Annotated in this window: 10 protein-coding genes and 1 pseudogene; 10 read left to right on the plus strand and 1 reads right to left on the minus strand. The window is 74.9% G+C overall.

Annotated elements, in window-relative coordinates:
- Window positions 1-55: 55 nt before the first annotated feature.
- Window positions 56-538 (minus strand): Lrp/AsnC family transcriptional regulator, encoded by a 483-nt coding sequence (locus tag BMW99_RS06855; RefSeq protein ID WP_075016418.1) that lies wholly within the window; start codon window positions 536-538, stop codon window positions 56-58.
- Window positions 539-719: 181 nt separating this feature from the next.
- Between BMW99_RS06855 and pdhA the strand changes: the two genes are divergently transcribed.
- The 10 genes and pseudogenes from pdhA to BMW99_RS06915 all read left to right on the plus strand — a co-directional run bounded on the left by pdhA (window position 720) and on the right by BMW99_RS06915 (window position 15,282).
- Window positions 720-1,820, plus strand: coding sequence for a pyruvate dehydrogenase (acetyl-transferring) E1 component subunit alpha (gene pdhA, locus BMW99_RS06860; RefSeq protein WP_069467006.1), 1,101 nt, complete (start codon window positions 720-722; stop codon window positions 1,818-1,820).
- Entirely contained in the window at window positions 1,817-2,848 is a 1,032-nt protein-coding gene (locus BMW99_RS06865) for an alpha-ketoacid dehydrogenase subunit beta (RefSeq protein WP_069467007.1), read from the plus strand. Before pdhA ends, BMW99_RS06865 begins: the two co-directional genes overlap by 4 nt.
- A complete protein-coding gene (locus BMW99_RS06870) occupies window positions 2,848-4,263 on the plus strand; it encodes a dihydrolipoamide acetyltransferase family protein (RefSeq protein ID WP_075016419.1) in 1,416 nt (471 codons plus the stop codon). Before BMW99_RS06865 ends, BMW99_RS06870 begins: the two co-directional genes overlap by 1 nt.
- A 270-nt stretch (window positions 4,264-4,533) precedes the next feature.
- Window positions 4,534-5,531 (plus strand): annotated as a pseudogene (locus BMW99_RS39140) (NTP transferase domain-containing protein).
- A 443-nt stretch (window positions 5,532-5,974) separates the two neighbouring features.
- Window positions 5,975-7,429: a molybdopterin molybdotransferase MoeA gene (locus BMW99_RS06885; protein ID WP_407640268.1), complete on the plus strand. Its 1,455-nt coding sequence runs from the start codon at window positions 5,975-5,977 to the stop codon at window positions 7,427-7,429.
- Between the two features lie 241 nt (window positions 7,430-7,670).
- On the plus strand, window positions 7,671-7,877 hold the full coding sequence (locus BMW99_RS06890; protein ID WP_069461967.1) for a hypothetical protein: 207 nt from the start codon (window positions 7,671-7,673) through the stop codon (window positions 7,875-7,877).
- Window positions 7,878-7,957: 80 nt separating this feature from the next.
- A complete protein-coding gene (locus BMW99_RS06895) occupies window positions 7,958-8,911 on the plus strand; it encodes an NAD(P)H-quinone oxidoreductase (protein ID WP_069461968.1) in 954 nt (317 codons plus the stop codon).
- A 1,703-nt stretch (window positions 8,912-10,614) separates the two neighbouring features.
- Window positions 10,615-11,316, plus strand: coding sequence for a PadR family transcriptional regulator (locus BMW99_RS06905; protein WP_075016423.1), 702 nt, complete (start codon window positions 10,615-10,617; stop codon window positions 11,314-11,316).
- A 331-nt stretch (window positions 11,317-11,647) separates the two neighbouring features.
- Window positions 11,648-12,400 carry an ABC transporter ATP-binding protein gene (locus tag BMW99_RS06910; protein ID WP_245791248.1) on the plus strand — a complete coding sequence of 251 codons (753 nt, stop codon included), beginning with the start codon at window positions 11,648-11,650 and terminating at the stop codon, window positions 12,398-12,400.
- Window positions 12,401-12,513: 113 nt separating this feature from the next.
- Window positions 12,514-15,282 (plus strand): FtsX-like permease family protein, encoded by a 2,769-nt coding sequence (locus BMW99_RS06915; RefSeq protein WP_079138777.1) that lies wholly within the window; start codon window positions 12,514-12,516, stop codon window positions 15,280-15,282.
- The last annotated feature ends 2 nt before the right edge of the window (window positions 15,283-15,284 follow it).

Consider the following 15,284-nt stretch of genomic DNA (forward strand, 5'->3'; position numbering starts at 1 on the left):
CCGACGCGGGACCGCGGGGCCCGCCCCGCCCCGCCCCGGCGGCCGCTCGGCCCCGTCAGTCCCCGACGACCAGGTCCGTCTCCTCGAAGACCAGCAGTGTCCGGCTGCTCAGCACTTCCTCGATGGCCTGCAGCCTGGTCAGCACCAGCTCCCGCAGGCTGCGGTTGTCGACGGTGTGGACCAGCAGCAGCACGTCGAAATCGCCGCTCACGAGCGCGATGTGCACGACCCCCGGAAGGGTGACGAGCTTCTCGCGGACCGTCCGCCACGAGTTCTGGACGATCTTGAGCGTGATGTACGCCGACGCGCCGTGACCCGCCCGCTCGTGGTCCACTCGTGCTGTGAAGCCTCGGATCACACCGTCGTCGATGAGCCGGTTGATGCGGGCGTACGCGTTCGCCCGTGACACGTGCACGCGCTCCGCCACGGACCGGATCGACGCCCGCCCGTCCTCCTGCAGCAGCCGCAGGATCGTGCGGTCGATCGGGTCCAGCGGCCGGACCGGCGGTTCTTCTTCGGCCATCTGTTCTCTCGCCATCCCCCCGGGGCTCCCTACCATGGACGTACTGGCTCCATCTCAGGCTGTGCAGAACCGTTTGTCCACAGGCGGAACCACCCCGTAGCCAAAATGCCTCCGGCGACCGAACAATCGGTTGGGAGAGCGAGACCCGCTCGCACCCGACCCGACCCCGGTCGCCGATCACAAGGAGGTGCTCGCGATGACCGTGCTGGACACCCCTGCTTGGCGCCCCCGCACCGACGCCGCGCCGCTGCTGCCCGACCCGGAGCCCTACCGGCTGCTGGGCACCCCCGAAGCCGCCGCACTCGACCCCGCCCTGCTCCGCGCGCTGTACGGGCAACTGGTCCGCGGCCGCCGGTACAACGCGCAGGCCACCGCTCTGACCAAACAGGGCCGGCTCGCCGTCTACCCGTCCAGCACCGGCCAGGAGGCGTGCGAGATCGCCGCCGCCCTCGCGCTGCAGCCCCAGGACTGGCTGTTCCCCAGCTACCGCGACACCCTCGCCGTCGTCGCCCGAGGCGTCGACCCCGTGGAGGCCCTCACCCTGCTGCGCGGCGACTGGCACACCGGCTACGACCCGCACACCCACCGCGTGGCGCCGCTGAGCACCCCGCTGGCCACCCAGCTGCCGCACGCCGTCGGCCTCGCGCACGCCGCGCGGCTCAGCGGTGACGACGTGGTGGCCCTGGCCATGGTCGGCGACGGCGGCACCAGCGAGGGCGACTTCCACGAGGCGCTGAACTTCGCGGCCGTCTGGCAGGCCCCGGTGGTCTTCCTCGTGCAGAACAACGGCTTCGCCATCTCCGTGCCCCTGGCCAAGCAGACCGCCGCCCCGACGCTCGCCCACAAGGCCGTCGGCTACGGCATGCCCGGCCGCCTGGTCGACGGCAACGACGCCGCCGCCATGCACCAGGTCCTCACCGAAGCCGTCGAACGCGCCCGCACCGGCGGCGGCCCCACCCTCGTCGAGGCCGTCACCTACCGGATCGAGGCCCACACCAACGCCGACGACGCCACCCGCTACCGCGACGAGGCCGAGATCACCCCCTGGCGCGGCCACGACCCGATCGACCTGCTCGAACGCGAACTCACCTCCCGCGGGCTGCTCGACGACGCCCTGCGCAGCGGCACCGCCGCCGACGCCGAGGAGATGGCCGCGTCCCTGCGCGAGCGGATGCACACCGACCCGCAGCTCGACCCCATGGACCTGTTCGCCCACGTCTACGCCGAGCCCACACCCCAACTGCGTGAACAGCAGGCGCAGCTGCGGGCCGAACTGGAAGCGGAGCGGCAGTCATGACCACCGCCACCCACGCGCCCGGGCGCACCGGCACGCCCGCCCGCAAACCCGCCACCATGGCGCAGGCCCTCAACCAGGCGCTGCGCGACTCCCTGGCCGCCGACCCGGCCGTCCACATCCTCGGAGAGGACGTCGGCGCCCTCGGCGGGGTCTTCCGCATCACCGACGGGCTCACCAAGGAGTTCGGCGAGGACCGCTGCACCGACACCCCGCTGGCCGAGGCCGGCATCCTCGGCACCGCCGTCGGCATGGCCATGTACGGGCTGCGGCCCGTGGTGGAGATGCAGTTCGACGCGTTCGCCTACCCGGCGTTCGAACAGCTCGTCAGCCACGTCGCCCGCATGCGCAACCGCACCCGCGGCGCCATGCCGCTGCCGCTGACGATCCGCATCCCCTACGGCGGCGGCATCGGCGGCGTCGAGCACCACAGCGACTCCTCCGAGGCGTACTACCTGCACACCCCCGGCCTCCACGTCGTCACCCCCGCGACCGTCGAGGACGCCTACGGACTGCTGCGGGCCGCCATCGCCTCCGACGACCCGGTGGTCTTCCTCGAACCCAAGCGGCTCTACTGGTCGAAGTCCCCGTGGTCCCCGCAGGAGCCCGCCGAGGTCGAGCCCATCGGCCGGGCCGTCGTGCGCCGCCCCGGACGCACCGCCACCCTCATCACCTACGGCCCCTCCCTGCCCGTGTGCCTTGAGGCCGCCGAGGCCGCCAAGGAGGAGGGCTGGGACCTCGGGGTGGTCGACCTGCGCAGCCTCGTCCCCTTCGACGAGGAGACGGTCGCCGCCGTGGTCCGCGGCACGGGCCGCGCCGTCGTCGTCCACGAGTCGTCAGGCTTCGGCGGCGCCGGTGCCGAGATAGCCGCACGAATCACCGAACGCTGCTTCCACCACCTGGAGGCGCCGGTCCTGCGTGTCGCCGGATTCGACATCCCTTACCCGCCGCCGATGCTCGAACGCCATCACCTGCCCGGAGTCGACCGGATCCTCGACGCCGTGGGCCGCCTGCAGTGGGAAGAGGCGTGATGGCGGTCGTCAAGGAGTTCACCCTGCCCGACCTGGGCGAGGGCCTGACCGAGGCGGAGATCGTCCGCTGGATGGTCGAGGTCGGCGAGGTCGTCGCCGTCGACCAGCCGGTCGTCGAGGTCGAGACCGCGAAGGCCGTGGTGGAGGTCCCCTGCCCCTACGGCGGCGTCGTCACCGCACGGTTCGGGGCAGAGGGCGAGACCCTCGCGGTCGGCCGCCCCTTGGTGACCGTCGCCGTCGGCTCCGGCAGCGGAACGGACGGCACCGGCACCGGTTCCGGCACGGACACCGCGTCCGACGAGGGCTCGGGCAACGTCCTCGTCGGCTACGGCACCGGAGCCGCCACCGCCCGCCGCCGCAACCGCGTCCGCGCGGTCAGCGCCGCGGCCGGGCACCCCGCGGCGGCCCCCCATGCCCCGGCCGCCGCCATGGCCGCGGCAACGGCACCCCTCGCGCCGGCACCCGCCACGGAACAGCCGGCCCGGGCGGCCGCACCCGCTGCCCCCGCCGCTCCCGTGGCGGGCGTCGCCGACGGGCCCGTCGCGGTCATCTCGCCCCTGGTCCGGCGCCTGGCCCGCGAACACGACCTGGACCTGCGGGCGCTGACAGGGTCCGGTCCGGAAGGGCTCATCCTGCGGTCGGACGTCGAGCGCGCCCTGACCGCGGGCCCCACCACCGCGGTGCCGGCGACTTCGGCCCCGGCACCCGTCAACGGCGCCGAGCGCGTCCCTCTGCGCGGCATACGCGGCGCCGTCGCGGACAAGCTCACCCGGAGCCGCCGGGAGATCCCCGACGCCACCTGCTGGGTCGACGCCGACGCCACCGAACTGCTCGCCGCCCGCACGGCCATGAACACCGCGCTCACCGCGGCCGGACGCGACACCGTCCCGGTCCTCGCGCTGCTCGCCCGCATCACGACGGCCGCGCTCGCCCGGTACCCCGAGCTGAACGCCACCGTGGACACCGAACGCGGCGAGATCGTACGGCTCCCCGCCGTGCACCTCGGCTTCGCCGCCCAGACCGACCGCGGTCTCGTCGTCCCCGTGGTCCGCGACGCCCAGGCCAGGAGCACGGCCGAGCTGGCGACGGAGATCCGCCGGCTCACCGACGCCGCACGCGGCGCCACGCTCACCCCCGCCGACCTCACCGGAGGCACGTTCACCCTCAACAACTACGGAGTGTTCGGAGTGGACGGCTCCACCCCGATCATCAACCACCCCGAGGCCGCCATGCTCGGAGTCGGCAGGATCACGCCCAAGCCCTGGGTCCACCAGGGCGAGTTGGCCGTCCGGCAGGTCGTCCAGCTCTCCTTCACCTTCGACCACCGCGTCTGCGACGGCGGCACCGCCGGCGGCTTCCTCCGCTTCGTCGCCGACTGCGTCGAAACCCCGGCGCTGCTCCTCGCCACGCTCTGACACCGGCACCACCTCCCGGCGGACCCGCTTTCCGGCGCAGCCGCTTCCCGGTGGACGGGCTTCCCGGCGGACCCGTTTCCCGGGCCCGCCGGGAGGACGGTGCCAGGTGCACTGCCGGGGGTGCCCCAGTGCGAGCAGGGGTGGCGGGGGAGCGGATCGTCACCGGGCCGGCGGGGTCGCACCGTGGCCGGCCGCGGCTCACCACGGGCGCAGGCCCGCGGTGAGCCGGTGCCTACGAGAGCGCAACGTGGCGGAGGGATACTTCGCGGCATGACGAGGAGCTACGACGCGCTGGTCCTGGCGGGCGGCGCCGCGCGCCGGCTCGGCGGCACGGACAAGCCCGCGCTGCCCATCGGCGGGCGGATGCTGCTCGACCGTGTCCTCGCGGCCTGCGACGACGCGCGCACGACCGTCGTGGTGGGGCCGCGCCGTCCCACCGTCCGGCCGGTGCGGTGGACCCGCGAGGACCCGCCGGGCGGCGGGCCCCTGCCCGCACTCGCCGCGGGCCTCGCCGCCCTCGACGACGGCGCCACCGCCGTCCTCGTCCTCGCCGCCGACCTGCCGTTCCTCACCACCGCCACCACGTCCGCCCTGGTCGACGCCCTCACCGGCGACCGGGAAGGAGTGCTGCTCACGGACGCCGGCGGCCGCGACCAGCCGCTCGCCGCCGCGTACCGCGCCGAGCCGCTGAACCGCGAACTCGCCCTGCTCCGGGCCGAACACGGCCACCTCACCGGCCTGCCGCTGCGCCTGCTCACCCGCGAACTCGACCTCCACCGGATCGCCGACCCGACCGGCGACGCATCGTTCGACTGCGACACCTGGGAGGACGTCGCGGCCGCCCGCGCCCGGCTGGACGGTGGAACCCCGTCGTGAGCCTCTCCTCCACGGGCGCCCGGATCGGCGACCATAGGCATGTGTTGGACGAATGGATCGCCGCAGCCAAGACCGAACTCGGCATCGACCTCGATGTGGACACCCGCGTCCTGCTCGACCTGGCCCGTGACGCCGCGCACGGCGTCGCCCGCCCGGCGGCGCCGCTGACCACGTTCCTCGTCGGGTACGCCGCCGCGCACGCGGGCGGCGGCCCGGACGCCGTACGCGAAGCCGCCGCCAAGGCCGCCGCCCTGGCCCAGCGCTGGGCCGACGAGCAGCCCGGCCGCCCCGACGGCCCCGCCGCGCACGCGCCGACCGTCACGGACCCCGGCCCCGTCACGAACGCCGAGCACGCGGTGGATGCCGCGGACGCCGCGGACGCCGCCAGATGAGCCGCCCCGGCGGTGACGCGGCCGACCGCGCACTCGACGACGCCCTCGCGCTGGCCAACGAGCCCCGCCGCCGCGCCGCGCGGGACGCGGGGGACACGCACGGCGAGCCCGCCGGGCCGCCACCGAACGACCCGCTGGCCGTCGCCCTCGGCCACGAGCCCGCCGCCCCCGCGAGGCCACGCGCCGCCGCCCGCCCGGCGCCCGCGCACCCACCGCGCCCCGCGCCCGGCACCGAACCCGCCCGTACCGAACCCGCCCCCGAACCGGCAGCCGCGGCCGCACCCACGCCCCGGGCCGCCGCCGGGCGGCGCGACGCGTCCGACCCGCTGGCCGTGCTGTTCGGGGCCGGCCGCGACGACCGTCCGCCCACCTGGCAGGGCGGACACGCGGACCCGTCCCGGCGGGCCACCACCGCCGACCCCGTCGACCCCGTCGACGTGGCGATGTCGCTGAACGAGATGTCGCCGAACGACGAGCGGCGCGCCACCGTCCAGGACCCCCGCAATCCGGGCGCCACTCCCCCGGCCGCCCGCGGCACCGGTGTGTCCGGCGCGACCCCCGCGCGCCCGCGGCCCGGCACGACACCGACGACGTCCGCGCCCTCCACCACGTCACCCGGCCCACCCCCTGCCCGGCGGGAGGCCCGCGATCCCCACGCCCACCCCGCCACACCGTGGCCCGACGCGCGGCGCCTCGCGCGCCAGGCCGGCCGCCGCCTCGCGCCGCAGGCCGTGCCGCTGGGGGAGCAGGCACTGGGCAGGTCGCTCGCCCGCGGCCTCGTCGCCCTCACGGACCTGCCGTCCTTCGACTCCTCGGCCATGGACGGATGGGCCGTCGCCGGGCCCGGCCCCTGGCTGGTGAAGGGCCAGGTGCTGGCCGGCCAGCGGCACCGGGGAGCGCTGCACGGCGGCCACGCCCTCCGCGTCGCCACCGGCACCGCGCTGCCCCCCGGCACCACCGCCGTCCTGCGCAGCGAACACGGCCGCACGGAGGAACGCACCGACGGGACCTGGCTGCAGCCGCGGGCCCCACACCTCGCCCCCGGCCCCGGCCAGGAGATCCGGCATCGTGGTCAGGAGTGCCGCGGCGGCGACGAACTGCTGCCCACCGGCACCCTCGTCACGCCCACCGTGCTGGGCCTGGCCGCCGCGGCGGGATACGACGACCTGGTCGTCACCGCCCGGCCGCGCGTCGAACTCCTCGTCCTCGGCGACGAACTGCTCGACCACGGCCTGCCCCGCTCCGGCCGGGTCCGCGACGCGCTCGGCCCCATGCTGCCGTCCTGGCTGCGAGCCCTCGGCGCCGACGTGACGGACGTGCGACGCCTCGTGGACGACGCCGGCGCGCTCCACGACGCCGTCACCACGAGCGGCGCCGACCTCGTCGTCACCACCGGCGGCACGGCCAGCGGTCCCGTCGACCACGTCCACCCCGTGCTCGCGGCCATCGGCGCGCGCCTGCTGGTCGACGGCGTGGCCGTACGCCCCGGACACCCGATGCTCCTCGCCGCCCTGCCGAGCGGAACGTCGGGAGCCGACGGCCGCAAGGATCGTCATCTCATCGGACTCCCCGGTAATCCGCTCGCCGCCGTCTCCGGCGTGCTCACCCTCGTCGCGCCCCTGCTGCGCACCCTAGGCGGCCGGCCCGTACCGGCCCCCTACGCGGCACCGCTCACCGAGGACGTCCACGGGCACCCGCAGGACACCCGCCTCGTGCCGGTCGTCTTCGACGACGAATCCGCGGCCCGCCCCCTGCACTTCGCCGGACCGGCCATGCTCCGCGGGCTCGCGGCCGCCGACGGCATGGCCGTCATCCCGCCCGGCGGCGCCCGCGCCGGCGACGAGACGGCCGTGCTCGACACCGGCGCGCTCGGACCGTCCTGGGGGAGCGGCGGCTGACCCCGCCCGATCCCGCCCGCACCCCGCCCGGATTCCCTAGCCTGGACACGACAGCCTGGAGACGACGGGGTGCGCGGTGGGCCTACGGCACCCCACGGTCGCCGCCACGGCCGCCGAGGCGGCATGGCACCGGGTGCTGCGTACGGCACCGCACCACCGCACCGCACCGAACCACGGCACCGAGCCACCGCACCGCACCGTCCGCCCGCGCACGAGCCCGCACTGTCGCTGAGGAGTCGCCATGGCCGCTCGGGTCAACGTCAGCATCGACGCCCACCTCGCCATCGAGGTCATGCTCCTGACCGGGACCAGGAATCCGCAGGACGCCGTCGAACTGATCGTCCGCGACTATCTGGAGCGCGCCCAGCGCACCGAGGCCCGCACCGCCGACCCCGACGACGGCAAGCGCACCGGCGACCTCCAGCCCTACCAGCCGCCGGAGGGCTGAGCGGAGGCCCGGACCGGCGCTTCGCCGCGGGTACGCCGGCGCCGCGGGGGGCGCGAGCGGGCCGGAGTAGCCTCGCCCGCATGTACGCCATCACGATTCCGCAGCCGGGCGGGCCGGAAGCGCTCACCTGGGCCGAGGTGCCCGACCCCGTGGCCGGCGAGGGCGAGGTGGTCGTCGAGGTCGCGGCCACCGCCGTCAACCGGGCCGACCTGCTCCAGCGCCAGGGCTTCTACAACCCGCCGCCCGGCGCCTCCCCCTACCCCGGACTGGAATGCTCGGGCCGGATCATCGAGGTCGGCCTCGGCGTCAGTGGGTGGGAGGTCGGCGACGAGGTGTGTGCGCTGCTCGCCGGCGGCGGCTACGCCCAGAAGGTGGCCGTGCCCAGCGGACAACTCCTGCCCGTCCCCAAGGGAGTCGACCTCGTCGAGGCCGCCGCGCTCCCCGAGGTGACCAGCACCGTCTGGTCCAACGTCTTCATGGTCGCCCACCTGCGCCCCGGCGAGACGCTGCTGGTCCACGGCGGAGCCAGCGGCATCGGCACGATGGCCGTACAGCTCGGCAAGGCCGTCGGCGCGAAGGTCGCCGTCACCGCGGGCAGCGCCGACAAGCTCGAGGCCTGCCGCGACCTCGGGGCGGACATCCTGATCAACTACCGCGACGAGGACTTCGCCACCGCCGTCACCCCGGACGTCATCCTCGACATCATCGGCGCCAAGTACCTGGAGCGGAACGTCGACGCCCTCGCCGTCAACGGCCGGCTCGTCATCATCGGCATGCAGGGCGGCATCAAGGCCGAGCTCAACCTCGCCACCCTGCTGACCAAGCGGGCCGCCGTCGCCGCCACTTCCCTGCGGCCGCGCCCGCTGGAGGAGAAGGCCGCGATCGTCGCAGCCGTGCGCGAACACGTGTGGCCGCTCATCGACGCGGGCGTGGTCCGCCCGGTCATCGACCGCGTCCTGCCGATCGCCGAAGTCGCCGAGGCCCACCGCGCGCTGGAAGGCGCCCACGTGGGGAAGGTGCTGCTGACCTTCTGACGTCCGGATCAGGGCCCCGGATCAGGGCCTCGGATCAGAGCTCCGGATCAGCCCGGATCTGATGCCGGCCGGACCCGGACCCGGAGCCGCTCGGCCGTCGACGGGCGACCGGACCCAGGGCTGGACCGGCGGCCGGTACGTCGTCATGTCCGAACGTCGGACCATGCTCCTGTCGCACTGTCCGCAGGTCACCACTTCGGGTCGTCCGCTCTTCGGCTCTTCCGTTCCTCGGCCGGTCGGGCTTTCGGATCTTCGGCTCGTCGGGTCACCATGCTGTGTGACGGTGCGACTGTGTGTCTTGTCGTGCGGTGTGACCGTACGGTCGTACATCCCCCGGTAGTCGGTCCGTCGTTCTGTCGTTCTGTCGGTCCGTACGCTCGTCGGTCCACCCGACGGTCAGCCCACCCGACGGTCGGGAGATCGGATCACCGGTTCGTCCCAGCATCAGGTCATGTGGTCGTCGGGTCGTCGAACCGTAAGAACGCCCAGATCAGCGCGTTTCGACGGGAAGGCCGTCCGCGACGGCGCGCAGTCGCGGAGCGACCACGCCCCGCGTCCTTCGCCCATCTGGCGCCCGGGATGCGGGAATTGCCCCCGCATGTGACCGTGAGGGCACACGGTCACCACGGATTCCGGCGGCCCGGCGGAAGGTGGACGCGTGCGACGGGCAGTGGGCGACGGCCGGGAGGCGGGACGGTCGACCGCACGCAGCGCCGCCCGCGTCGCCGTCCTCTCCCTCGCCGCCGCGTGCTGCCTCGTGCTCGGCGGCTCGACCGCCGGCGCGGCGCAGCAACCGCCGCCGGCGCCCGGCGCCTCCCCGATCCCCGATCCCGACGACTTCCTGCGGCGGCCAGTGCTCGTCCCGGCCCCTCCGTCCCTCGACCTGCCGTCACTGCCGGCCCTGCCGGGCAGCGTCACGGCCGTGCCGCCTGGCGGAAGGCCGGCGGGCTCGGGTCCCGGTCTGGGCTCGGGGCCGGGCTCGGGTCCGGCCTCGGACTCAAGCGCCGGGACGGATTCCGGTCCCGGTGCGGGCAGTTCGCCTCCGGGGGCTCCCCCCTCCCCCTCCCGCCCCACCCACCCCGCCTCCCGGCCCTCCCCTCTCCCCGCGCGGCCTTCGCGGCCGCCGCACCGTCCGGAGCCCGGGCATCCCGGGCCGGAGGAGCCGGCGCCCGGACGTCCGGAGGAGCCCGAGCAGGCCGCGGGCGGCGGGCCCGAAGCGGGGGCGCCGCGGCCGAGCGCCGCGGTGCCGCCGCCCGCGAGTGCGCCGCGGCCGCCCGCGGCACGTCCGTCGACGTCCGCGACGGCGCCGCCCGGCCGGCGCCCGGGCCGCGCGGGCTCGTTGTTCGAGCGGCCGTACCGGAGCGGGCGCGGCGAGTACGAGCCGCCGCTCGCGTCCGTGCCGTCCGGGCCGGGCCCGGTAGCGGTGCAGCCGCCCGTCGCGGTGCCGTCCCCGCGGCCCGATCCGGAGTCGGACTCGGTGTACGGGACGGCCCGGCGGGCGTTGCGGGTGCTGCCGCTCGGCGCCGGGCTCGCGCTCGTCGGGCTCGGACTGGGCTTTCTGGGACTGCGGTTGAGACGGGGATAACCGCTGGCGGGGGCTGTTCATCGCGGAGCCGGATTCGATCACTCGTTCGTGTGAAGTGGACCCTCGGCGGGCGGGAGGGCCTTGCGGAGGCGACCATACTCGGTATTACATACTCGGTATGTCGATCCGTCACGGCCTGCTGGCCCTCCTCGAACGGGGGCCGCGTTACGGCTACCAGCTCCGCACCGAGTTCGAGTCCCGCACCGGTTCCACCTGGCCGCTGAACGTCGGGCAGGTGTACACCACACTGGCCCGCCTGGAGCGGGACGGCCTCGTGGTGCCCGCCGGCGAGGACGAGGCGGGGCACGCGCTGTACGCGATCACCGACGGCGGCCGCTCGGAGCTGCGGCACTGGTACGCCAGCCCGGTCGACCGGGCGAGTCCGCCGCGCAACGAGCTGGCGATCAAGCTCGCCATGGCCGTGGGCGCGCCGGATGTGGACGTACGCGCGGTCATCCAGGCGCAGCGGGTGCACACGATCAAGGCGATGCAGGACTACACGCGGCTGAAGGCCCAGGCGCTGGACGCCGTCACACGGGGCGAGAGCGCCCCGGATCGGGACGACGTCGCCTGGCAACTGGTCCTGGACCAGATGATCTTCCAGGCGGAGGCCGAGGCCCGCTGGCTCGACCACTGCGAGACGCGGCTCGCGCGGATCGCGGCGTCGAGTCCGGGCTGGGGCGCCGCGCCGCCGCAGGGCGGATCCGCGGGGAGTCCGGCGGAGGCGCAGGCCGGATCGCAGGAAGAGGCGCAGGCCGCCCCGGCCGGACGGGACGGCCGTGCGGCCGGGGCGTCCGGCAGAACGGGGAAGCGGCGCTGAACGCGCTGCCCGGGCGGCTGACCACCGCCCGGGCGGCGCGCACGAGGGAGTAAGGGGCACGCCGGTGAGCGCCGGCGTGCCGGCCGGGGCTCGACCCGGTTCCGGTCACGGTGCCAGAAGTTCACGAGCAGGGGGAGCAGTTCCGATGTCCAGCACACAGTCCAACCAGCCCGACGGCCGCGACCGGCCGGATCCGGCCGACGGGGAGACGGCCGGGGCGGCGGCGTCGCGGTCCGCGTCAGCCTCCGCGTCAGCCTTCCCGTCGGGGTCGGCGTCGGGGTCGTCGTCGCCGGCCCCTTCTTCTTCTCCTCCTTCCCCTTCCCCTTCTTCCTTGTCCCTGCCCGGCGAGCCGTCCCGGGCGGTGGAGCCGGTGCTGCGGCTGGAGTCGTTGACGCGGGTGCACGGCAGTGGCGCGACGGAGGTGCACGCGCTGCGCGGCATCGATCTCGACGTGTTTCCCGGTGAACTGGTCGCGGTGATGGGCCCGTCGGGCTCGGGCAAGTCGACGCTGCTGACGATCGCCGGCGGGCTCGACCTGCCGACGGCGGGCCGGGTGGTGGTCGAGGGCACGGATCTGACGACGGCGAGCCGTAAGGAACTCGCGGCGCTGCGGCGGCGCAGCATCGGCTACGTCTTCCAGGACTACAACCTGATCCCGGCCCTGACGGCGGTGGAGAACGTGGCACTCCCCCGCGAGCTGGACGGGGTGTCGGCGCGCCGGGCGCGCAGGGAGGCGCTGACGGCGCTGGAGGAGATGGGGCTCGGGCACATCGCCGACCGGTTCCCGGACGAGGTGTCCGGCGGTCAGCAGCAGCGGGTGGCGATCGCCCGTGCGCTGGTGGGCGATCGGCGGCTGGTACTGGCGGACGAGCCGACGGGCGCGCTGGACTCGGAGACGGGTGAGGCGGTGCTGGCGCTGCTGCGGTCGCGGTGTGACGCGGGCGCGGCGGGGGTGCTGGTGACGCACGAGCCGCGGTTCGCGGCATGGGCGGACCGTGTGGTGTTCCTGCGGGACGGGTCGGTGGTCGACATGACGCTGCGTTCGTCGGCGGAGTCGCTGCTGGCCGGGGGTGCGGCGTCGTGAGCGGGCGGACGGGGGGTACGGAGGCGGGCCGCTTCCACGCGTGGCGGGCGGCGATCCGTATCGCGCGGCGGGACGCGTGGCGGTACAAGGGCCGCAGTGCGCTGGTGCTGTCGATGATCGCGTTGCCGATCGTGGGCGTGAGTGCGGCCGACATCAGCATCCGCAGCTCGGAGTTGACGAAGCCGCAGCAGATCACGCGGGAGATGGGTGCCGCGGATGCCCGGCTGACGAGCGGCGGGATGGGTCACCGCGCGCTGCTGCAGTCGCCGGTGGACGGTGCGTCGATGCCAGCGGACCAGAAGAGCGGCGACGACGGGCCGGTGTCGGCGGCGGGCATCGCGGCCGACCAGGTCGATCCGCGGGTGGCGCTTCCGCCGGGTGCGCACTGGATCAGTGACCAGAGCGCCTATGCGCGGGTCAGGACGCCGTCGGGTCTGCTGGACACATGGGTCCGGGAGATGAAGGCGGACGATCCGATCGCCGTGGGGATGCTGACCCTGGACCGGGGGCGGTTTCCGCGGTCGGGGAACGAGATGATCGCGACCCGGGCGTTCCTGAAGTCCAGTGGTCTGCACGTGGGTTCGCTGGTGCGGACGCGCGGTTTCGACCGGACGTACCGGATCGTGGGCGCGTACGAGCTGCCGGATGCGTTGGACACGGAGCAGCTGACGGCGCTGCCGGGGTCGTTCATCGCGGCGTACGCGACGGCGATGAAGGCGGCCCGCGGGTCGTACGACGGCGGGGGCGGCCCGCCGTCGTATCTGGTGTCGGTTCCTGGCGTGTTCTCGTGGCCGATGGTGGAGCATGCCAACTCCCTTGGTGTGATCGTCGATTCGCGGGCGGTGCTGCTGCATCCCCCGGCGGACGAGGACGTGCCGTTCTACCGGGCGGCGGGCCGCACGGGGGGCGGTGTCCAGAGCAGCACGTCCAAGGCGACGGCGCTCGCGGTGCCGGCGACGGTGGGCGGGCTGGCGATCCTGGAGGTGTGTCTGCTGGCGGGCCCGGCGTTCGCGGTGGGGGCGCGGCGTTCCCGGCGGCAGTTGGGTCTGATCGGGGCGAACGGCGGTGACCGCAGGCACATCCGGGCGGTGGTGCTGTCCGGCGGGCTGGTGATCGGTGTGGTCGCGGCCGTGGTGGGCACGGTGCTGGGCCTGGTGCTGACGGCGCTGCTGCGAGGTGTGCTGGAGGACTACGTCGGCAAGCGGTTCGGCGGTCTGACGGTGCGGCCGCTGGAGTTGCTGGCGATCGCGGGCCTGGCGGTACTGACGGGTCTGCTGGCGGCGGTGGTGCCGGCGGTCAACGCGTCTCGGCAGAGCGTGCTGTCGTCGTTGACGGGGCGGCGCGGTGTGCGGCGGGCGGGCCGGCTGATGCCGGTGATAGGGCTGGCCGCGGTGTGTCTGGGCGCGGGTCTCGCGGTGGTGGGGGCGGCGCGCAGCGACAGTGTCGTGGTGGTGGGCGCGGGGTCCGCCCTCGCGGAGCTGGGCGTGGTGGCGTTGACGCCGCTGCTGGTCGGCGCGTTCGGCCGGCTGGGGCGGTGGCTGCCGACGGCGCCGCGGCTGGCGTTGCGTGACGCGGTGCGCAACCGGGGCCGTACGGCGCCCGCGGTGGCGGCGGTGCTGGCGGCGGTCGCGGGCACGGTGGCGGTCGCGACGTTCGCGGCGAGCCAGGACCGTCAGGACCGGGACGCGTACCAGGCGCGGGCGCCGCGGGGCGTGTACGCGGTCAGCAGCGGCAGCGAGCAGGGCCGGGAGCTGGGCGCGGTGCGCGCGGCCGTGGAGAAGCACTTCCCGGTGTCGGGCCGGGTGGACGTGTCGCGTCTGGTGTACGGGCCGAAGACGTGCGATCTGCACAGTGACGGCGCGGGCTGCGGCGGGTTCCAGCTGCGGGTGCCGCCGGCGAACGTGTGCCCGGCGGAGCGGACGACGGACCCGTCGCAGCTGAGCCTGGCGGTGCGCCGGTCGCTGGCTTCGGACTGGCGGTGCGCGGGCTCGTACGTGCAGCCGGCGATGGACACCGAGGACGGGGTGACGGTCGGCGGGCCGGCGGTGCTGCACGCGCTGGGCATCAGGGACGGTGCGGCGGAGCGGGCGCTGGCGCGGGGCGAGACGGTGCTGTTCGACCGTCGGTACGTCGATCACGGCACGATCGCGTTCGGGCTGATCCCCGACATGTCGAAGGCGACGCTGGGCGATGACACGGTGGCGGGCCCGTTGACCAGGGTGCCGGTGCACGTGGCGGCCGAGAAGGTGCCGTACGGGCTGGTCGTGGTGATGCCGGAGAAGGCGGCGGTGGCCGCGGGGTTCCGCACGGTGCCGCTGGGGTCGTACTTCACGACGTCGCGGATGCCGTCGGGGGCGCAGCAGCAGGCGCTGGCCGCCGATCTGGCCCAGTTCGGCTCGGATGCGCAGGCACATCTGGAGAAGGGCTACGAGAGCAAGGCGAGCCTGGTGCTGCTGGCGCTGTCGATCTTCGCCGGACTGGTGACGGTGGGTGCGGCGGGTATCGCGACGGGTCTGGCGCAGGCGGATGCGGAGCCGGATCTGAAGACGCTGGCGGCGATAGGCGCGGCGCCGGGTGTGCGGCGCAGGCTGTCGGGTTTCCAGTGCGGGCTGATCGCGGCGATGGGTGTGTTGCTGGGATCGGTGGCGGGGGTGCTGCCGGCGGTGGGGTTGCGCCGGGCGCAGCTGCGGCAGGACTGGAAGGCGTACCACTCGGCGGTCGACGGCGGCTGGGGCGCGGCGGAGAGGGCGCCGCACGTGCCGGTGGTCGTGCCGTGGCCGACGCTGGCGCTGCTGCTGGTGGCCGTGCCGCTGGGCGCGATGCTGCTGGCGGCGGCGGTCACGCGGAGCCGTCCCCAGGTGACCCGCCGCGCCGAGGGCTAGGG

The sequence above is a fragment of the Actinacidiphila rubida genome, assembly GCF_900110255.1.
GTDB classification, from domain to species: Bacteria; Actinomycetota; Actinomycetes; order Streptomycetales; family Streptomycetaceae; genus Actinacidiphila; species Actinacidiphila rubida.

Bases quoted from the DNA above. Each gene is read 5' to 3' on its own strand.
- BMW99_RS06915 (WP_079138777.1), top strand. From the start codon at position 12,514: ATGATCGCGTTGCCGATCGTGGGCGTGAGTGCGGCCGACATCAGCATC.
- pdhA (WP_069467006.1), top strand. From the start codon at position 720: ATGACCGTGCTGGACACCCCTGCTTGGCGCCCCCGCACCGACGCCGCG.
- BMW99_RS06895 (WP_069461968.1), top strand. From the start codon at position 7,958: ATGTACGCCATCACGATTCCGCAGCCGGGCGGGCCGGAAGCGCTCACC.
- BMW99_RS06865 (WP_069467007.1), top strand. From the start codon at position 1,817: ATGACCACCGCCACCCACGCGCCCGGGCGCACCGGCACGCCCGCCCGC.
- BMW99_RS06855 (WP_075016418.1), bottom strand. From the start codon at position 538: ATGGCGAGAGAACAGATGGCCGAAGAAGAACCGCCGGTCCGGCCGCTG.
- BMW99_RS06890 (WP_069461967.1), top strand. From the start codon at position 7,671: ATGGCCGCTCGGGTCAACGTCAGCATCGACGCCCACCTCGCCATCGAG.
- BMW99_RS06885 (WP_407640268.1), top strand. From the start codon at position 5,975: ATGTCGCTGAACGAGATGTCGCCGAACGACGAGCGGCGCGCCACCGTC.
- BMW99_RS06870 (WP_075016419.1), top strand. From the start codon at position 2,848: ATGGCGGTCGTCAAGGAGTTCACCCTGCCCGACCTGGGCGAGGGCCTG.
- BMW99_RS06905 (WP_075016423.1), top strand. From the start codon at position 10,615: ATGTCGATCCGTCACGGCCTGCTGGCCCTCCTCGAACGGGGGCCGCGT.